This window comes from Dyella marensis, assembly GCF_900112865.1.
Taxonomy (GTDB): domain Bacteria; phylum Pseudomonadota; class Gammaproteobacteria; order Xanthomonadales; family Rhodanobacteraceae; genus Dyella_D; species Dyella_D marensis_A.
Map to the genome: position 1 here is coordinate 61,401 of NZ_FONH01000003.1, position 18,437 is coordinate 79,837.

Annotated in this window: 21 protein-coding genes; 8 read left to right on the forward strand and 13 right to left on the reverse strand. The window is 67.4% G+C overall.

What is annotated here, in order from left to right:
- Window positions 1-10 precede the first annotated feature (10 nt).
- Window positions 11-553, forward strand: coding sequence for a c-type cytochrome (locus BM172_RS05955; RefSeq protein ID WP_026635970.1), 543 nt, complete (start codon window positions 11-13; stop codon window positions 551-553).
- Between the two features lie 106 nt (window positions 554-659).
- On the opposite strand, the gene BM172_RS05960 is transcribed toward BM172_RS05955, so the two are convergent.
- Together BM172_RS05960 and BM172_RS05965 are read right to left on the reverse strand one after the other, a co-directional pair.
- Window positions 660-1,298 carry an NAD(P)-dependent oxidoreductase gene (locus tag BM172_RS05960; protein WP_026635971.1) on the reverse strand — a complete coding sequence of 213 codons (639 nt, stop codon included), beginning with the start codon at window positions 1,296-1,298 and terminating at the stop codon, window positions 660-662.
- 58 nt (window positions 1,299-1,356) lie between these two features.
- Window positions 1,357-2,244: an MBL fold metallo-hydrolase gene (locus BM172_RS05965; protein WP_026635972.1), complete on the reverse strand. Its 888-nt coding sequence runs from the start codon at window positions 2,242-2,244 to the stop codon at window positions 1,357-1,359.
- Between the two features lie 115 nt (window positions 2,245-2,359).
- Between BM172_RS05965 and BM172_RS05970 the strand changes: the two genes are divergently transcribed.
- Complete coding sequence (locus tag BM172_RS05970) at window positions 2,360-3,265, forward strand: LysR family transcriptional regulator (protein WP_026635973.1); 906 nt, start codon at window positions 2,360-2,362, stop codon at window positions 3,263-3,265.
- On the opposite strand, the gene BM172_RS05975 is transcribed toward BM172_RS05970, so the two are convergent.
- The 9 genes from BM172_RS05975 to BM172_RS06015 all read right to left on the reverse strand — a co-directional run bounded on the left by BM172_RS05975 (window position 3,255) and on the right by BM172_RS06015 (window position 12,554).
- Entirely contained in the window at window positions 3,255-4,178 is a 924-nt protein-coding gene (locus BM172_RS05975) for a DMT family transporter (protein WP_026635974.1), read from the reverse strand. The genes BM172_RS05970 and BM172_RS05975 overlap by 11 nt on opposite strands.
- A 79-nt stretch (window positions 4,179-4,257) precedes the next feature.
- Window positions 4,258-5,049, reverse strand: a complete 792-nt coding sequence (locus BM172_RS05980; RefSeq protein ID WP_026635975.1) for a siderophore-interacting protein — start codon at window positions 5,047-5,049, stop codon at window positions 4,258-4,260.
- 176 nt (window positions 5,050-5,225) lie between these two features.
- On the reverse strand, window positions 5,226-5,942 hold the full coding sequence (locus BM172_RS05985; RefSeq protein WP_231504223.1) for a PadR family transcriptional regulator: 717 nt from the start codon (window positions 5,940-5,942) through the stop codon (window positions 5,226-5,228).
- A gap of 163 nt (window positions 5,943-6,105) precedes the next feature.
- Window positions 6,106-8,235, reverse strand: coding sequence for an AsmA family protein (locus tag BM172_RS05990; protein WP_026635976.1), 2,130 nt, complete (start codon window positions 8,233-8,235; stop codon window positions 6,106-6,108).
- Between the two features lie 238 nt (window positions 8,236-8,473).
- The gene (locus BM172_RS05995) at window positions 8,474-9,409 is read right to left on the reverse strand and encodes a peptidylprolyl isomerase (RefSeq protein ID WP_051548865.1); all 936 of its coding nucleotides are present in this window, start codon (window positions 9,407-9,409) and stop codon (window positions 8,474-8,476) included.
- Window positions 9,410-9,480: 71 nt separating this feature from the next.
- Window positions 9,481-10,569 carry an alginate lyase family protein gene (locus tag BM172_RS06000; protein WP_026635978.1) on the reverse strand — a complete coding sequence of 363 codons (1,089 nt, stop codon included), beginning with the start codon at window positions 10,567-10,569 and terminating at the stop codon, window positions 9,481-9,483.
- 73 nt (window positions 10,570-10,642) lie between these two features.
- Window positions 10,643-11,059, reverse strand: a complete 417-nt coding sequence (locus BM172_RS06005; RefSeq protein ID WP_051548867.1) for a hypothetical protein — start codon at window positions 11,057-11,059, stop codon at window positions 10,643-10,645.
- Window positions 11,056-11,952, reverse strand: coding sequence for an alpha/beta hydrolase family protein (locus tag BM172_RS06010; RefSeq protein WP_035323732.1), 897 nt, complete (start codon window positions 11,950-11,952; stop codon window positions 11,056-11,058). Before BM172_RS06010 ends, BM172_RS06005 begins: the two co-directional genes overlap by 4 nt.
- The gene (locus BM172_RS06015) at window positions 11,949-12,554 is read right to left on the reverse strand and encodes a TetR/AcrR family transcriptional regulator (RefSeq protein WP_026635980.1); all 606 of its coding nucleotides are present in this window, start codon (window positions 12,552-12,554) and stop codon (window positions 11,949-11,951) included. The genes BM172_RS06010 and BM172_RS06015 overlap by 4 nt, the downstream gene beginning before the upstream one ends.
- 107 nt (window positions 12,555-12,661) lie before the next feature.
- On the opposite strand from BM172_RS06015, the gene BM172_RS06020 reads away from it, so the two are divergent.
- The 6 genes from BM172_RS06020 to BM172_RS06045 all read left to right on the forward strand — a co-directional run bounded on the left by BM172_RS06020 (window position 12,662) and on the right by BM172_RS06045 (window position 16,671).
- Window positions 12,662-13,591 (forward strand): competence protein CoiA family protein, encoded by a 930-nt coding sequence (locus BM172_RS06020; protein ID WP_026635981.1) that lies wholly within the window; start codon window positions 12,662-12,664, stop codon window positions 13,589-13,591.
- A 63-nt stretch (window positions 13,592-13,654) separates the two neighbouring features.
- Entirely contained in the window at window positions 13,655-14,071 is a 417-nt protein-coding gene (locus tag BM172_RS06025; RefSeq protein WP_143096470.1) for a hypothetical protein, read from the forward strand.
- 82 nt (window positions 14,072-14,153) lie between these two features.
- A complete protein-coding gene (locus BM172_RS06030) occupies window positions 14,154-14,585 on the forward strand; it encodes a hypothetical protein (RefSeq protein ID WP_026635983.1) in 432 nt (143 codons plus the stop codon).
- 30 nt (window positions 14,586-14,615) lie between these two features.
- Window positions 14,616-15,569, forward strand: coding sequence for a LysR family transcriptional regulator (locus BM172_RS06035; RefSeq protein ID WP_231504224.1), 954 nt, complete (start codon window positions 14,616-14,618; stop codon window positions 15,567-15,569).
- A 102-nt stretch (window positions 15,570-15,671) separates the two neighbouring features.
- Window positions 15,672-16,382, forward strand: coding sequence for an SDR family NAD(P)-dependent oxidoreductase (locus BM172_RS06040; protein ID WP_026635985.1), 711 nt, complete (start codon window positions 15,672-15,674; stop codon window positions 16,380-16,382).
- Between the two features lie 52 nt (window positions 16,383-16,434).
- Window positions 16,435-16,671, forward strand: a complete 237-nt coding sequence (locus tag BM172_RS06045; RefSeq protein ID WP_026635986.1) for a tautomerase family protein — start codon at window positions 16,435-16,437, stop codon at window positions 16,669-16,671.
- Window positions 16,672-16,709: 38 nt separating this feature from the next.
- Here BM172_RS06045 and BM172_RS06050 read toward each other — a convergent pair whose 3' ends face one another.
- The gene (locus BM172_RS06050) at window positions 16,710-17,456 is read right to left on the reverse strand and encodes an HvfC/BufC N-terminal domain-containing protein (protein ID WP_197022877.1); all 747 of its coding nucleotides are present in this window, start codon (window positions 17,454-17,456) and stop codon (window positions 16,710-16,712) included.
- Window positions 17,456-18,301, reverse strand: a complete 846-nt coding sequence (locus BM172_RS06055) for an MNIO family bufferin maturase (protein WP_026635988.1) — start codon at window positions 18,299-18,301, stop codon at window positions 17,456-17,458. The genes BM172_RS06050 and BM172_RS06055 overlap by 1 nt, the downstream gene beginning before the upstream one ends.
- Window positions 18,302-18,437 lie beyond the last annotated feature (136 nt).

The following is an 18,437-nucleotide window of genomic DNA, read 5'->3' on the forward strand; positions in this document are numbered from 1 at the left end:
GGATCTAACGATGAGAGCTTTTCTGTTCCTGCTGGTGCTCGCGGCGATTGCCGCCGTGGGCTTCGTTTACTCGGGCCTCTATCCCATCGGTGCGGATCAGCCGCACTGGCCGGTGACGGAACGGGCGGTGGCCATGCTGCGCGATCGTTCGATCGAGAAGCAGGCGGCCGGCATCGCCGTGCCTGCGCTGGACGATCCCGCGCGCATCCGCCGCGGCGCCATGCATTACGCCGAGATGTGCAGCTCCTGCCATCTCACCCCCGGCATGCACGATACGGAACTGCGCAAGGGCCTGTATCCGCAACCCCCCGACCTGGCGCGCCACGGCATCGCCGATCCGGCGCAGGCGTTCTGGACCATCAAGCATGGCGTCAAGATGAGCGCGATGGCCGCATGGGGCCGCAGCCACGACGATGCGGCGATCTGGGACATGGTGGCCTTCCTGCAGGTGTTGCCGAAGCAGGACGAGGCGGCGTTCGAGGCGATGTCGGGGTCGGCGGGGGATGATGGGCATGGGGGTGGGCATCATGACGATGATGACCATCACCACTGACACGCGGCCGTGGGTTGGGGTGAGCGATCAGCGAACCCCAACGTCGCGCAACGTTGGGGTTCGCCTTCGGCTCACCCCAACCTACGGCAGGATGGCGATCCGATGCTCAGTACGCCAGCGTGATGCGCTTGTTCTCCGCATCACGCTTCTCCACGCGATCCAGCAAACCCACCGCATAGTCGGCAATCGAAATGCGGCTGTTGCCTTCGGCATCGACCAGCAACTGCTCGCCGCCCACGCGGTACTTGCCCGTGCGCTCACCCGGCTCGATCAATGCGGCCGGACTCAGATACGTCCAGGTCGTGCCCTTGCTCGCACGGAATACTTCCAGCGCCTTGCCCTGCGCTTCCGCCTCCGGTTTCCACGCCGCCGGGAAATGCGGATCGTCGATCACGCGCTTGCCCGGCGCCACTTCCAGCGTGCCGGCGCCACCCACCCAGAACAGACGTGACACGTCGGCCTTGGGCAGGTTGTCCAGCAGCACGCGCGCATTGCCCGGCACGGTGTCGAAATCCTGGTCGCGGCGCGCCGACAGGCTGGCCACCGCGGCATCGGCGCCGCGTACGGCGTCGGTCCAGCTTTCCGGCTTGGCCACGTCGCCGGTGACGACGGTGAGCCTGGCGTTCTTCTGCGGCAGGCGCGACGGATCGCGCACCACCGCGATCACGTCATAGCCGCGCGCCAGCGCTTCGTCGAGGATGCCCTGGCCGATATGGCCGGTGGCGCCGAACAGTGCGATTTTCATGTGCGATCTCCGGTGAGGGACTGTCGATAAAAGAAGGAAGAGGTTGAGATGCGATGGCTTACGGCCACTTCATCTCGCCCTTGGTGACTTTGGCGCTGAGCTCCAGCGCCGATTTCAGGCCGGCTTCGGGATAGCGCTGCTTCATGGCTGCGATCAACGCGGCGCTGTCCTTGGCCTTGGCCGCTTCGGCGTCATACGTCGTGATGTAGTTGCGGGTATAGCGCACTTGGCTGAGGTCGAACGGTGCGCCGGGCTGGAAATGGCCGGGCACTACTTTCGCGGGCTTGAGCTGTTCGATGCGCTTCAGCGTGGCCAGCCACTGCGTATGCGATGCGGATGTCTGCGTATCGGCCATCCACACATGCAGATTGCCGAATACCACCACGCCGCCGACCACTGCCTTGAGCGAGGGAATCCAGACGAAGCTGCGGTCGGGGGTCGGACCGTCCAGGCCGATCACGTCCAGCTCGCGGCCTTCCAGCGTGAGCTTGTCGCCATCGAGCACGTCGGGCGTGACCAGCGTGGCGGGTGCGTCCTGCTTGAGGATCGGGCCCCAGTAAGCGAGCTTTGCCTGCGAGCTGGCCTTGATGTGCTCGACCGTCGGCTTGCTGGCGACGATCTTCGCATCGGGAAAAGCGGCGTGCAGCACATCCAGTCCGAAGTAGTAATCCGGATCGCCGTGGCTGATGTAGATGGTCGTCAGGTGTCGACCGGACGCCTTGATCTTCTCGACCAGCTTCTGCGCGTCGCCCTTGGCGAACTGCGCGTCGATCAGCACGGCATCGTGCGCGCCTTCGACCAGCACCGAGGCGACCGGGAAGATGCCCTTGTCGCCCGGGTTGTAGATATCGAGCTTCAGCGGCTGGACCGCTTCCGTCGCCTGCGCCGCGCCGGCGAGGCCGGCCAGGGCGAGTGAGAGCAGCAGGGCGGTACGTAGCTTGCGCATGGCGAGGGCCTTCAAGTGGGGGTGAAGGCAAAGCATGCGCCGATCATTGATACGGATATACGTATCAACGGGTAATTCACTGTAAAGTCTTAATTTACAGTTGATGGAGGCTTGCATGGCCAACGAGGTCAATCTCAACCGGCTGGCGGTGTTCGCGGCGCTGGTGCGCGCCGGTTCGTTCACCCGCGCGGCGGAAGAGCTGGGCATGACCAAGGCGATGGTCAGCCAGCATCTGGCGCGGCTGGAGCAGGAGCTGGGCGTCACCCTGCTCATGCGCAGCACGCGGCGCATGTCGCTGACCGAGGCCGGTGCGATCTTCCATGCCGATTGCGTGCGCATCCTGGCCGATGCGGAAGCGGCGATCGAGCGCGCGGGCGAGAGCCGCGACGCCCCACGTGGAACGCTGCGGATGACCACCTCGCTGGACTACGGCATCGCCGTGGTGGTGCCGAAGCTGGCCAGCTTCATGCGGCGCTATCCGGCGGTGCAGGTCGACCTGGTGCTCAGCGACCACATCACGGATGTGATCGCCGAACGCTTCGATCTGGCCATCCGCGGCGGCTGGCTGCGCGATTCCACCTTGCGCGCCACGCGGCTCGGCAGCTTCCGCCAGCTGCTGGTGGCGGCGCCGGGCTATCTGGCCGAACACGGCACGCCGCGCCGCCTCGACGATCTGGCCGCGCACGGCGCGATCGCCATGTCCGCCTTGCCGGCGCCGCTGCGCTGGGTGTTTACCGCGGCGGGCGGCGCGCGCCGCACCATGCGTCCGCGCCAGGCCGCGCAGGCCAACAGCGCGGCCGCCGTGCGCGGGCTGGTGCTGGCGGGCACCGGCATCGCGGTGCTGCCGGACTATCTGGTGGAAGAGGACATCCGCGCCGGCCGGCTGGTGGCCTTGCTGGCGCAGTACCGCCTGCCGGAGGGCGGCGTGCACGCGGTGTATCCGGGGCGCAAGGCACCGGCCAAGGTGCGCGCCTTCATCGACCACCTGCAGGGCGAGATGGCGCCGCGGGCTACTCGATGACGTTGTGGCTCTCGGCGGTGCCCAGCAGTTCCGGCTGCGCGGGTTCGGTGCGGCGGCGGTGCAGCAGCGGGTGGGCGAACACTGCGGCGAGGATGATCGCCACGCCCAGATAGAACTTGCCGTCCAGCTGATGCTGTTCGCCCAGCAGCAGGATGGCCAGTGCGATGGCGTAGACCGGTTCCAGGTTCGTCACCATCTGCGTGCCGAATGCGCTGAGGTGGCGCAGTGCCACCAAAGCCAATGCGAAAGGCAACAGCGTGCAGCCGAAGGCCAGCAGCAGGAGCAGTGCCGTGTCGTGCGCGCCGGGCAGCACGAAGGCGGGGCCGGGCAGCAGCGGGGCGAGCAGGGTGAGGAACAGCGTGCCGGTGCCCAGCTCGATGCAGGTCACCGTGAGCGGATCGGCGCGGTCGACGAAGCGCTTGTTGAATGCGCCGAACAGCGCAACCAGCAGCGCGGACAGCGTGCCTATCGCGATGCCCAGCCGCATGTCCGCCGGCACGCCGCCGGCAACCAGCGCCACGCCGGGCACCACCGCCACGCCGATCAGCAGTTCGCGCGGGTCGAACTTGCGCCCGGCGATCCAGGGTTCGACCAGGGCCAGGAACACCGGACCCAGCGCGATACAGGTCGCCGCCACCGAGGCGTTGGCCAGCTTGATCGCCGCGTAGAAGGTCAGCCAGTGCAGCGACACCAGCGCGCCGATGCCGGCGTAGGCCCAGCGCAGCCGCGCCGGCATCGCCTTCAGCCCGCGCCGCACCTTGGCGAGCAGCAGCAGCGAGCCCGCCACCAGCAGCATGCGCCACCACACCAGTGGCAGCGCGGGCAGGGTGATCAGCTTGCCGAGGATGGCGGTGAAGCCCCACAGCAGGACGCAGAAGTGGATCTGCAGGCGGGCTTGGGTGACGGCTTGCATGGAAAGGCGAAGGCGGCAGGGGCGGAGCGGCATTGTAGGTTGGGGTGAGCCGCAGGCGAACCCCAACATGCGTCATGGGTTATTCGTCTTCGTCATCCGTGCCGTCGGCCTTCCAATAGCCGGTCGCCCGCACCCATTCCTTCGGCACGCCGCGCCCGGCAAGCATCAGCCGCATGTTGCGCGCGCGGCGCGATTCGGCGGCGATCCAGTAGAACGTGTCGCCCGTCGGCGACAACCGGCGCAGCGCTTCTTCGAGCAAGCTGCTCGCAGCGCCATCCACGCCATCGCGCTCGAACCACCGCACCTCGCAGTTGGCATCGGTGAACAGCAACTGCCGATCGGACGCGTCGGGCACCTCCGCCAGCACCGTCGCGGAGATCGAGGCCGGCATTTCCTCCAGCCAGCGCCCGATGGCTGGCAGTCCGGTCTCGTCGGCTACCAGTACGTAGTGATCGAAGTCGTCGGCCACCACGAAAGAACCGCGCGGGCCGCCCGCACCGATCACATCGCCCACCTTGGCCGCCTCGGCCCAGGCGGCGGCGGGGCCATCCCCGTGCAGTACGAAATCCACGGTCAGCTCGCCGCGCGCGGCATCGTGGTGGCGCGGGGTGTAGTCGCGCATCGGCGAGGGATCGGCGCCGAGCGGGAATTCGAGGCCGTTCGGCTCGCGCGTGGGAAACACCAGTTCGCCGGCATCGTTGGGAAAGAACAGCTTGACGTGGTCGTCCGACGCGCCGCTGTGAAAGCCCTCCAACTGCGGACCGCCGAGCACAATGCGCTGCATATGCGGGGTCAGCCGCTCGACGCGGCGCACTTCGAGCTGGCGCATGCGCACGTCGTGCATGACCCGGCGGGATTCGTGTTTGCTCATGAAAACCTCGGAACGGATGGGGAGCGCACCGCATGGGGCGGAGCGAGGACCGGGTGGCTGGCCGAGGGGCGTGGCGCCGGGGATCGATATTGCGGTGGCGTTGATGTGGGCAACGCCGAGGGGCATTTCAAGCCGGGCTGCGTTATCGCATGCCCGGCTACAGGTTTACGCGCAGATCACTCGCGTCGCGAACCCGCGGCGATGTCGGCCGCGGCCTTCTCCAGGATCGACGCTACTCGCTGCGTCTCCGCCTTGGTCCACTCGGTGCCGCGCATCAGCAGTGCGTGCTTGAGCGCATGCATGGCGTTGCGGATCGACATCGGCATCGACATCTTTGCTGCCATGCGCGCGCTCTGCTCGGTGCGGCTCATCACCGCTTCCACCGCTGCGCGGTTCTCTTCCAGGAAGGTGCGTCCGGCGTCGGTGATGGCGTAGAGCTTGCGGCCGCCTTGTTCGTTCTCGACCTGGGCATGGCCCAGTTCCTCGAGCATGGTCAGCGTCGGATAGATCGCGCCGGGGCTGGGCGAGTAGTGGCCGTGGAACATCTCCTCGATCAGGCGGATCAGCTCGTAGCCGTGGCGCGGCTGCTGCTCGATCAGCGCCAGCAGCAGCAGCTTGAGATCGCCGTGGCCGAACATGCGGCCACCGCCGCCGCGGCGCCCGCCGCCGCGCAGGCCGGCCCATTCGGCGAAGAAATCGCCGCCCATGCGCTCGCCGAAGTGATGGCCGCGACCGGCGTGGCGCTCGTAGTGATCGTGCTGGCGGCGGTAGCGCTCGCCGCCGTCCCAGTCCATGTCGTCGGCCTGGAAGGGATGGCAGCGCTCGCGGAAGTAGTGATGGTGCAGGTGGTGGTACTGGCGGAGGGCGTGGAAGAACTGGCGAGGGCTGCGCATGACGGATTCCGATATATCGTAAGTTGGCGCTGACGATATATCGAAAGAATATCGAGTGCAAGTGTAGGTTGGGGTGAGCCGCAGGCGAACCCCAACAGGCGTGACGTATATAAACGATTGAATTTGCTTTGGTTGGCCACCAGCCCAACCCCAACCTGCGCCGTTATTTTGTCGAAGCCTTGCCCGCGCGCAGCTGCTGCAGCACCTGCTGGCAGGTATTGGGCTGGCCGCCCTGGCTCGCCACCACCAGCGGCAGCAGGGCCGCCGCCGGTGCGGCGAGCACGCCCAGCGCCACGGCGCCGCCGCCGCGCAGCAGCAGCGGCCCGGTGTGCACGCCCACGTCGGGGTTCTTGAGGGTGCCGCGCACGTACAGCGGCGAGCGCAGGGTGAAGATGCGCAGGCCCTTGCTGTGCGGCTTCACGTCCAGGTCCAGCTGCTCGGTGGCGAAGTTCACCTTGCCATCGACATTGATCAGCGCGTCTTCGGTGTCGAACACGAACAGCCGCGTGTTGAACACGCCGTTGTCGGCCGCGAAGTCGGTGGCGGCGCAGTTGATCTTCACCACCTTGTCGCCGAACAGCTTGCCGATGACGATGTTGCCCACGTTGAGGCCGGCGGTTTCCAACAGGTTCTTGCTGATCGCGCCGTCGTTCATCAGCAGCTTCAGCTCGCCGTCCGCGCTGCCGAGCAGGGCAGCCACCGAATTGCCACGCGCGTTGAGGTTGGCGTCGCCGTTGATCTCGCCGAAGCTGGCCTTCATTGCCTCGAAGTTCGGGAACAACTGCTTGAGCTTCAGCCCGCGCAGGCGCAGGTTGACCGCGCCGCGCATCGGCGTCTGGCTGCCATCCAGGCGGACCGTGCTGCCGATGCGCCCGCCGGCCACGCCGAAATCCAGCGGATCCAGCAGCAGCACGCCGTTGTCCAGCACCAGGTGCGTTTCCAGCGAGTCGATCGGCAGGTCCGCGCCGCGCACGATGCGCGCGCCGGTGAAGTGCACGTCGGCGTCCATGGCTTTCCAGCGCTCGGTGCGGAACGGTTCCACCGGCAGCGCCTTGTCGGACGGCTGCGGCGTGGCGTCGCCGCGGCGCTGTTTTTCCGCATTGGAGTCGGCACCGATCAGCGGCGCCAGGTCGGCGAACTGCAGCAACTGCGAGCGCAGGGTGCCACTCAGTTTCGGCCGCGCGCCGCCGGTGACGAAATCCAGGTTGCCGGCCAGGTCGCTGCCGCCGACGCGCCCACGGAAGTTGCGATAGCTGAAGTGGTTGCCGCTGCGCGCAAGCTGCGCGACGAGATGGCCCTCGGTCGCGTAGGGCGGCGTATCCGGCAAGGTCACGCCGGTGATCGGATAGAGCTTGGCCATGCTGGTGCCGGAGAACCACAGCTTCACGTCCAGCGCGCCCAGGTGCAGCGGGTCGGTCAGCGTGCCGACCAGGGCGATATGGCTGTCGCCGACATGCACGTCCGCCTGCAGCGGGAACGGCCGGTCGGTGTCCTGCAGCGCGATCACGCCGCCGGTCTTGCCGCTGCCTTTGAGCGGCGCGCCCTGGTAGCTGCCGCTGGCCTGCCAGGCGAACAGGTAGGCCGTGCGCGAGGCCTTGGCGTCGACCTTGTCCTCGTCCTTTTCCTTCGCTGCGGCCAGCGCCTTGCGCGCCGCGCCGCCGGCGGTGCGCGCGGCCTGGTCGCGCGCGTCGTCGGCTTGCTGCTGCATGATCTGGTCGAAGGGAATCGCCTGTTGCAGCGGCTGCACGTCGACCTGCAGCTGCACCTTGCTCACCGCGTCGTCGTAGCCGATCTGGCCGCGGTCGAAACCGATCGCGCGCAGATCCATCTTCCACGAGGAAGGCTGGTCGCTCTTGCCGAAGGCGAAGTCCCAGTTGGCCTGCTCGGGCGAGAGCCGTTCCAGGTCCACCACCGGATGCTCCAGCTGCACGCTGGGAATGACGATGCGATGCGCCAGCAAGGGCAGCGGCGCTACGCGCACGCGCACGGCGTCGAGCTGCGCGAACTGCGGCTGCTTTGCCCACTGCGGGTTGGCGATGCGGATGTCCCGCGCGATCAGCTCCGGCCAGGGAAGCAGGCCGCCAAGTCCGCTTTCGCCGGGCTCGCGGCGCCAGGCCACGCTGAGGTCGCCCTGGATCACGAACGGCCGGCCCACCGCCTGGCTCACCTTGTCGTTGATGGTGGGCTTCAGCCGGTTCCAGTCATAGGTCGCTATCACCACCACGGCGATAAGCACCAGCAGCACCGGCAGCGCAACCAGCGACCAGATCCACACCTTGCGGCTTCGCTTCATGCCTTTCTCCCGCGCATCTTCCATCGTCGAGAGATAACCGCAGACGCGAAAAATTTGTGTATGCGCCGGGTGTCGCGCTTAGAGCCTGTTCACGCTGGCGCAACGGCCTGATCCAGGCAGCTGCACGATATCCGGCGTAGGTTGGGGTGAGCGCAGCGAACCCCAACGGACCTCACACCTCCGCGCCACGTTGGGGTTCGCTGCGCTCACCCCAACCTACGCCCGCAGTTGATGCTGCTCAGGGCTTGGCTTCGCGCACCGGGATATTGATGCTGCACAGATCGATCTTGCCCGCCGGGTTGCGATAGAAATCGTCGCGCCGGTTGCGCTTGGCTTCGATCAGCGCCGCGAAGGTGGCGCTGTCGGTGCGCAGCACTTCGATGTTCGGACGCTCCTTCGCCGGCATGTCCGCCGCCAGCTTCACCGAGGCGATGGCGGTGCGTTGTTCCGGCTTCTCGTAGAAACCCAGCGGGCCGGTGCCGCGCGGGAAGGCCGAGAGGAATTCCATGCCCTGGATCACCCGGCCGGCCACCGCGAGATTGCGGTCCAGCCCGCGCGGCGCCTGGCCGATGATCGCGTACAGCGAGCTGCCGCTGCCGGTCTCCGGGCCCACATCGCGCGCCACGCCGACCGCGCCATAGCAATGCGTCAGCCATTCCTGTCCGCTGGCCTTGTCGCGGGCGGCGGGGAAGCCTTCGACGAAACCGACTTCCGGCGCGTAGACGTCGCCGTCCGGCAGCGCGGTCCATGGCAGCTTGGCGTCGATCGGGCGGGTGTACTCCGAAGGCACGGTCTTCTTGGCTTTGCCGAGCGAGCGCAGCTTGCTCTTGTCGCCCTTGTCGTCGTCTTCCGGATCGCCCCATTGCGTGACGAAGTTATCCTGCACGCGGATGATCGCCAAGCCGTCGAAATAGTGTTCGCGCACCAGGGTGCGGATGTTGTCCGCATGCAGCGGCGTGAAGTCCGGCGCCAGCTCGATCAGCACCTTGCCCTGCGGCAGGCGCATTTCCAGCAGGTTGTTCGGATCGGGCTTGCGCCATTCCCCGGGCTTGGACTGCTGCAGCAGTTCTTTCGGCGTGGCCGACTTGTTCGCCGGCGGCGTGTCGGCCAGGGCCGGCAGGGCCAGGGCGCAGAGCAGGGAGAAGCCGAGCAGGCGCGGAGCGAAGCGGGACATGGCGGACCTTGGCGGTGGTGGAAACCCGCCGGAAGGTAGCAGAGTGCGAGGCCGCCGACGCGGCCTGCAGGTCATTGGCCGAACGAGCAGGCGCCGATCCAGTCCGGCGGCTGGGGCGACAGCCGCTGGGCGACCGGGAGGTAGCCGGTGTCCAGTTGCGCCGCCAGCCAGTACAGCGAGGCTGCGCTCTTGGGGTCCCACGGCCCGCTGTAGCCCTGCTCACCGGCCTGTTCGCGATCGCGGTCGAACTTCACGTGCGTGTGCACGAACTCCTCGTGCGTCTTGCCGCCTTCGGCATACGGACGCAGCCAGTCCAGCGCCTTGGCCACCGAAGCGCCCTGCGGGCTGGCCTCATGCAGCCAGTCGTCGCCGAACGGCCTGGCCGCGAGCGCGGCGGCGACCAGCGGCTGCAGGTCGTAGACCACGTAATGCAGCGCGTCGCGTTCGGCGAAGTCGATCACCTCGCCGCCGGGCTTGATGTTGCCGGCGACCTGGCGCGCGAACAGCTCGTGCGCGGTCTTCAGCATGGCCTGGTCGCCGAGCGCGGCGGCGGCAAGCGTTACCAGCTTCACGCGGTGGCTTTGCCAGTTATTGCTGGCGGTGCCGGCTTTGTGCCCGGCCGGGAAGGCATGGATACGTTCGATATAGCCCTCGCCCAGCTTGCGCAGCAATGCGCGGGTGGCATCGCGCGTGGAGGCGGGCAGCGCGGCGGAGGTGAGCACGTAGGCATCGATCAGACCGTCGAGGTTGGTCTCGTCGATCGGATTGAAATCCGGCTGGTAGGCGGCGGACCAGGCGGCGAGATAATCATCGACCTGCCGCAGGTAGCGCGCGTCGGCACTCAGCCGCCATGCCAGCGCTGCCTGCCGCGCCAGTGGCCAGTCGCGCTCGGCGTCGATGCTTGCGTCGCGGATGCCCTGGTGCGGCAGGGTGCCTTCGGTGTGCACGTGGGCGAGCGCGTGGGGTTTGTCGTCCAGGTGCTTTTCCGCGGCGGCGAGGATGCGCCTGGCGGAGGCGTTCTGCTCGCCCGCGCCCGGAGCCTTCGGTTGGCATAGCGTGATGGCGCGTGGCGGCGTCATGGTCCGGCGCACCTGGGCCGGCGCAGATGCGGCGAACAGCGCGGCGATGGCGAGCGACAGCGCGATGGGTCCACGTGACATGGCGGCTCCTGGCCTTCTTTCGACGCAGTGTGCCGCGCGGGACGCCGGCCGGACGTGAGGCAAGTTCCTGCGGTCAGCCGTGGGCCAGCCGGCCCGCGCGTCGGCCGTCGAATTGCATCCACGCGACCCACGCCGCCAAGACCAGCGCGGCGATGGCCTCCAGCAGGATGAACACGTGGATGCGCGCGGCGATGCCGCACCATGGCGCATAGCGGTAATGGCCGAGTACCAGCAGGCCGGCCGCGGCGTACAGGTAGAGCACGCCGGCGCCGATCGGCGTGCGGCTGCGCCGCATCAGGCGATAGCCCAGCCACGCCAGCGGCGTCATGGCGAACCAGAACGCATCGATGATGTGCGTGTCGATCCACCATGGCTCGGGGTATTGCGCGAAGAACAGCACGTTGTCGACGTAGTGCAGGATCGACGCTGCCACATTCGCGGCGAGCAGCCAGCGCAGGATGCGCAGTCGGTCGGCTGGTGCGCTCTTCATGCGGCGCGCTGTCCGGCGGGGTTCGCGCCGAGCGTGCCGAACCAGGCCAGCGCTTCCTCCCACAACGGTTGCGCATGCTGGCGGAAGTAGCCCATGTGGCCCAGCGAACCCAGTCCTTCCGCCTTCGCATCGATATCGCGGCGTTCCAGCGGCGCATGGCGGTAGCCGCCGACGAAAGCGTCGCGCGAGCGCGGCAGCGCCCACAGGTCATCCTTCGCGTTGGCGGCGACGATGGGTGTGCGTACACGCGCATAGACGTCGGCCATGTGCGCCATCGCGGGGTCGTCGAAGAAGTAATGCGGAAAGCCGCACCAGCGGCGCCAGTCGCGATACACGCCCAGCGGCAGGTCTTCGCCCGCGCCCAGCAGTTTCCACGGCATATAGCCTTTCCAACGCGTCAGCATCGGCAGCAGCACGTTCCAGGCCAGCCAGATGCGCGTGCGCTCGGGTTGCGGCATCCAGCCATGCCAACCGGCGCCGACACCGAACAGGTAGGCGCCGGCGAGGCGCTCGTGATTGGGCAACAGGCCCAGGGCGTGGCCGCCGAAGGAATGGCCGACCAGATACAGCGGCACCTCGCCGTCCGCCATGTGCGCCACGGCCGCGGCGAGGTCCTGCGTGCCCCAGTCGAGGAAACGCATGGCGAAGCCCTTGAGGCTCGCCGGCCGCGACGTGCCTACGCCGCGGTAATCCATGGTCAGCACGGTATAGCCGCGCGCGCCGGCGAATTCGGCGAAGCGCCGATAGAAGCCTTGCGGCACGCCAGTGGCGCTGCCGACGACGATGCGCGCGGTCTCCTCGCCTTGCGCCGGATGCAGCGTGGCACCGAGGCGATAGCCGTCCTGTGCGAGCAGGGTAAGCGGCTGGCCGGAAGCGGCGTTGACGGTGTTCAAGCGCGGGACTCCTTCGCGTTGGCAAGTTCGATGCGCAGCAGTCCGAGCAGCATCTCCACCGTATCGTTCACCGGCTTCGCGCTGCCGGCCACGCGGGCCTGGATCAGCGAGCCTTCGTAGGCGGACACGATCAGCGCCGCCAGCTGGGTCGAGCGTTTCGCGCCGATCCCGGCGCCGGCCAGCAGGTCCGCCACCAGTTCGCGAAATGCGCCGAAGGCCTGCGCCAGGGCGTCGCGCAGCGCGATGTCGTCGGGCGTGGATTCCAGCGAAATGGCCGCCAGCGGACAGCCGCGTTCGAAGCCGCTGCGCTCCAGGCGCTTGTGTGCATGGCCCCACCAGATTTTCAGCGCATCCGCCGGATCGGCGTGCGCTTCGATCACCTGCAGCAGGCTCGCCTTGATCTGCGCCGCGCCGGCCTCGATCGCCGCCACCGCGAGATCCGCCTTGCCGCCGGGGAAGTGGTGATACATCACGCCTTTCGGGGCCTGCGCATCGTGCAGGATCTCGCTCAGGCCCACGCCATGCAGGCCCTTGCGCTGCAGCGAATCGAACATGGCGCCGATCAGGCGGTCACGCGTGCCGGGGGCTTCGGTGGTTTTCATGGGCGTAGAATCTATAGACCGGTCGGTCCAGTTGTCAATGCGGCGGGCATTGGCAAAAGAGCGACATGCACTAGGCTTGCGCCAGGACCAAAGCAAGGCGAACGACCATGTTTCGCGCCACCAGCATCCATACCGGCCAGGACGTCGATGCCGAAGACCTGTGGTCGATGGAGCCGGTCGATCCGGACGGATTCGTGTGCCCGGATTGCGGCTCCAAGGTCTATCCCACCTCGTACCGCCCCGAGAACCTGCGCCGCGCCCATTTCGCCGCCAAGCCGAAATGCCCGCCGTGGTGCCCGAGCAACGGCGAGGCCGAGTTGCTCAAGCGCGCCCGCGCCGAATCGCTGAGTGCGCAGGACGGCAGCTTTCCCGGCTACATGCCCGCGGGCTTTCGCCTGCCGGCGGAAACCGCGCCTGCCGATGGCGCGCCGGGTGCGAGCACCACGGAGGGAGAAGGCAAGGGGCGACGCGCACCCGCCACGCCGCCGGAGCAGGGGGCGCGCCAGCGCGCGCGCATCACCACCAGCTTCCGCGACATCTGCCGCGCCTATCTCAATTTTCCCAACGACCGCCACCGCGATTTGCATTTCCTCGACCTCTACGGCACCACCTATGACGAAGTGATCTGGCGGCTGCGCACCAGGCAGGAGCAGCTGATCCGCTATCCCATCCCGCACCTGTTCCACGGCCCGATCGGCTGGCGCGCACCGGAAGTCACCGACGAGTACGCGCTGATCGAGATGGACGTGAAGGAATGGCATGACGGCAAGCCCGGTCGCCCGTACCAGGTGAAGGTACCGTGGAGCGACTGGAGCCAGCGCCAGCGCAACGCCTTGCTGCGCGAGGTGGAAACGGCAAGCAACGAGGCGAAGGAGTTGAAAAAGGCCGGCAGCAAGGACCGCAGCCTGCTGTTCTTCGTCGGGCAGCAGGACAAGAGCGACGATGCGACCTTCGTGGTGACGGAACGCAAGCTGATCTGCTGCCTTACCGGTTTCGATGGACGTCCGGTAGCATCGCGGACCAGGCGGAAGGCCTGATCCGTCGAAACGGCCGGGCACTCTGCCGGCATTCGGGCAACTCAGGAGGAGCGGGGTCGCGCCATGGACATACCGTCGCCGATGTACGAAACCGTCGCGTCGCTCGCCAGGTCGATGTTCCAGGCGAACGAATCCGGACAGGCGGCTGCCTATTGGCACAGCTACAACACCTTGCTGGCCTATTGCGAGGAGCAGGAGGCGCAGGGCGTGCGCCATCCGTTTCCGTGGGAGACGCTGGCCGACTTCACTCATGACGATCTCGCCGCGGTGCCGCTCTACCTGCGTGCGCTCAAGCACGCCGAGCGGGCCGACACGTACCGCGCCTCGATCCTGCTGGAACTGGCCAGGCGCTATCTGGGCTGCGGACGGCGCGCGGATGCGTGGAGTTGCGCTTCGCAGGCGAATACGCACGCGGCGAGCTTGGACGATCTCGACCTGAAGCGGGATATCAGCCGGTTGATGCTGGCGCTGTCTGCCTGAGCTCGGGCGGCTCCATGGACGATGCGAAGAACGGTTATGCTCGGCGCGGCGCCCATCGCGCCGGCCGCCCACGGAGAGGTCCATGAGCAGCGAAAACCGCAACGAGGCCAAGCTCGGCCTGCAGGACGTGACCGTCGACGGTCGTCCGGTGACGCAGCGGCGCTCTGACGACCTCAACACCATGACGCTGGATGAGCGCGACAACGGACTCTATCGCGACATGCTGCATGCGGAGCGCGATACCTCCGATCCATTGAAGGCCAGCTTCGGCGAAGCGTGGCTGGCCGAACGCCTGACCTCTCCCAGCGCAAGGCGCCTGCGATTCTGGACCTGGATCCTCCTGGTCATTCCGTTCGCGCTGCTGGGATGCATGGGCACCCTGATGGCCTGGGACGACGTCGAGATGGGCAAGAGCGGCTACCTGAAGGCCGTGTCGCTCGCGCTCCTGTGGTGGTCGCCGACGGTTTACTGGCTGTACGCGATGTATCGCCGCCCGCCCGCAGGGCGCAGCTGACCCGGTTCGCCGATGGACCGCCTCGATGCCATGAAAGTCTTTGTCGCCGCGCTCGACGAAGGCAGCCTTGCCGGCGCCAGCCGCAAGACCGGGCGTTCGGCCGCGGCGGTCAGCCGCGCCATCGCCTTCCTCGAAGCGCACGTCGGCGTACCGCTGCTCCATCGCACCACGCGCTCGCTCAAGCTGAGCGAAGCGGGCGAGCGCTACGCGAGCGCCTGCCGCAAGCTGCTCATGGACCTGGAAGAGGCCGACCGCAACGCGGCGGGCGAGCGCTCGGTGCCGCGCGGCACGCTGACCATTTCGGCCACGGTGTTCGCCGGCGTGGAAATCCTGCGGCCGATCGTCGATGCCTACATGGACGAATTTCCCACGGTCAGCGTGCGGCTGCATCTGCTGGAGCGGCCGGTCAACCTGATCGACGAAGGCATGGACCTGGCCTTGCGCATCACCCACCTGCCGGACTCCAGCCTGGTGGCGCATCGCGTCGGCGAAGTGCGGCGCGTGGTCGTCGCATCGCCGCGCTATCTGGCCGGGCACCCGCGCATCGCCGAGCCGGCGGATCTGGGCAAGCACCAGATCATCGCGTCGGCGCACATGGGGCCGGAGTCGTGGAGCTTTCCACCGCAGGAAGGCTCGTCGGTGCCGCGCGCAGTGGCGTTCACGCCGCGGCTGGTGGTGAATAACGTGCGCGCTGCGATCGCCTCGGCGGTCGAGGGACATGGCGTGACGCGGCTGCTGTCGTATCACGTGGCGTCGGAAGTGCGGCAGGGCGAGCTGCGCATCGTGCTGGCCGATGCGGAGCCGCCGCCGATTCCGGTGCACCTGGTCTCGCCTTACGGGCGCTTGTCCGTGCCTAAGGTGCGCGCCTTCGCCGACTTCGCGCTGCCGCGCCTGCGCGCGCGTTTCGCCAGCCTGGCCAGGGAAGTGGCGATGGCGCCGGAGCCGCCGATTCCACCGCGGCGCGGAAGAATGTCTACCGGATAACGGGGATTCGCTTGTCTGCAGTGCGCGCCTAGATTGGAGGCGTCGGGCACACAGCCCGATCGGCCACGAGCCGAACCTCCTTACCTACATGAGACGCACAGCATGAACAGCCAACAGAAAGTCGCCATCGTCACCGGCGCATCGCAGGGCATCGGCGCAAGCCTGGTCAAGGCCTTGCGCGACCGCAATTACCGCGTGGTCGCCAACTCCCGTTCGATCCAGCCGTCGAGCGATCCGGACGTGATCGCGGTACCCGGCGACATCGCCGAGCGCGCCGTGGCCGAGCGCATCGTGGCGCAGGCGCTGGAACGCTTCGGCCGCATCGACACCCTGGTCAACAACGCCGGCATCTTCACCGCCAAGCCGTTCGCCGCCTTCACGGCGGACGACTATGCGGCCAATATCGCGGTCAATCTCACCGGTTTTTTCCATATCACCCAGCTGGCCATCGCCGAGATGGAGAAGCAGGGCAGCGGCCACGTGGTGAGCATCACCACCAGCCTGACCGATCATGCGGTCGACGGCGTGCCGTCGGCACTGGCTTCGCTCACCAAAGGCGGCCTGAACTCCGCCACCAAGTCGCTGGCCATCGAGTACGCCAAGCGCGGCGTGCGCGTGAATGCAGTGTCGCCGGGCGTGATCAAGACGCCGATGCACCCGATGGAAACACATGGATTCCTGGCCGCGCTGCATCCGGTCGGGCGCATGGGCGAGGTGGCCGACATCGTGGACGCGGTGCTGTACCTGGATTCGGCCGGCTTCGTCACCGGCGAGATCCTGCATGTCGACGGCGGCCAGAGCGCCGGCCACTGAAGCGCAGGGGCGGACTGTGGTTCGCCCCTTCCATCATTGCGAGGAGAACGTCATGCCTTACATCCATATCCAGATCACCCGCGAGGGAACGGCACCCGGCCGCGACGCGGCCACCGCCGAAGAGAAAGCGGCGCTGATCAAGGGCGCCAGCCAGCTGATGCTGGACGTGTTGAACAAGCCGCTGGAATCCACCTTCGTGGTGATCGACGAAGTGGCGACGGAGAACTGGGGCTGGGGCGGTCTGCCGGCGCTGGAATACCGGCGGCAGCGAGAGGCAGCAAGGAAGTAAACGCGCCGACGCCGCGCGGTCGAGGCCGCGCGGCGGCTTCAGGCTTCCACGGCTACCACGATGCCGGTGCCGATCCAGTCGGCCAGTAACTGGCCCGCTCGCGCAATGCCATGCTCTTCGCCGAGGTGTTCGACCAGTGCATCACACAGCGCGCCGAAGCGGCCATCCTCATGCAGCGAGAGCAAGGCGGCATGCTCGATCGCGTCGAGTTGCCGAAGGCGCGAGCGGAAACCCTGGCGCCACGCCGCGAAGCCGGCCGGTGCATCGAGCATTTCGGCCTCAGGCAGCGTGGTTTCGCCCTGCAGCGCCGACCAGATCGCCGCCGCATTGGTGGTGGCGGTGCGTTGGCGAAGACTGGGGGAGAGGCGCAGCGTTGCGGTCTCCCAATCGATGCCGTCGAGGTCGCCGGGCGTCAGCGCCGAAGCGTCCGCGGCGACGAAGACCTCCGACAGCGTCCATTCGATCCACGCCAGCTCCTGCAGGTCGGGGTTGCGCGGATAGAGCGCGCGGAGGCTTTCGGCCAGGTCCGCACCGTAGGCATCCAACGTCCACGAAGAAGGCGGACGATGCTCGATATGGTGGATGGCGAGTTCGAGGAATGCCTCGTCGCCAAGCATTGCGCGCAGTTGCGGATAGCTCGCACGCAACACGTTGACCAGCTGGGTGCGGTAGTTGTTCTGATACGCCGCCAGTCCGCGCGTGGCGACCAGTCCGCCGCGCAGGGCGTCGCCGCCTTGCGCAAGCACCAGCCAGTCGCTGAAATCCCGCTGCAGTTCGGCCAGCATCACGCGGCCTCCTGCAAGGTCGCGACGTCCTTGCGCAGGCTGCGAGCGATATCGAGTTCGGCCAGCAGTTCGGGCAGCGGGGGAATGGCGTCGTCGCGCTCGATCATGGTGGCGACCGGTCCGAGCATGGCCATGGCGCTGCGGTACAGCGCCCATACGTCGTCGTTGACGGGTTGGTCGTGCGTATCGATCAGCAGGTCTTCGCCTTCGGTGTGGCCGGCCAGGTGGATCTGGCGCACGCTCCCGGCCGGGATACCGCGCAAGTAAGCCTGCGCATCCCAGCCGTGGTTGCGCGCACTGACGAAGATATTGTTGACGTCCAGCAGCAGGCCGCAGCCGGTGCGGCGGCTCAAAGCGGCCAGGAATTCCCATTCGGTCATGGTCGATGCCGCGAAGCTGACGTAGCTGGACGGATTCTCGAACAGCATCGGCCGGCCCAGTGCTTCCTGCGCCACGTCGATATTGCGGCAGACCACGGCCAGGGTTTCCTCGGTATAGGGCAGCGGCAGCAGGTCGTGCGAATTGAAATGGGCGAAGCGCGACCAGCTCAGGTGATCGGAGACGAACAGCGGGTCGATCGCATCGGCCAGCTTGCGCAGGCGGCGCAGATAATCGCCGCGCAGGCCATCCGCCGAACCGATCGACATCGACACGCCGTGCAGGATCACCGGGTGCCGTTCGCGCACGCGGCGCAGGATATCCAGCGGCTGGCCGCCGTCGACCATGAAGTTCTCGGAGATGACTTCGACGAAGTCGACGGGGACGTCCGTTTCAAGGAAGTCGCGATAGTGCTCGCGGCGGAGGCCAAGACCGTAGCCGTTGAAGGTGGGGATGGTGTCGGGCATGGGGGGCCTGGGATTGGTCGAAGAAGGAGCCCCTCTCCCATCGGGAGAGGGGTTGGGGTGAGGGTACGGGCGGAGCGCAAGAGTGATGCGCACCGCTCCGCCCGCACCCTCATCCGGCTGCCGCCACCTTCTCCCG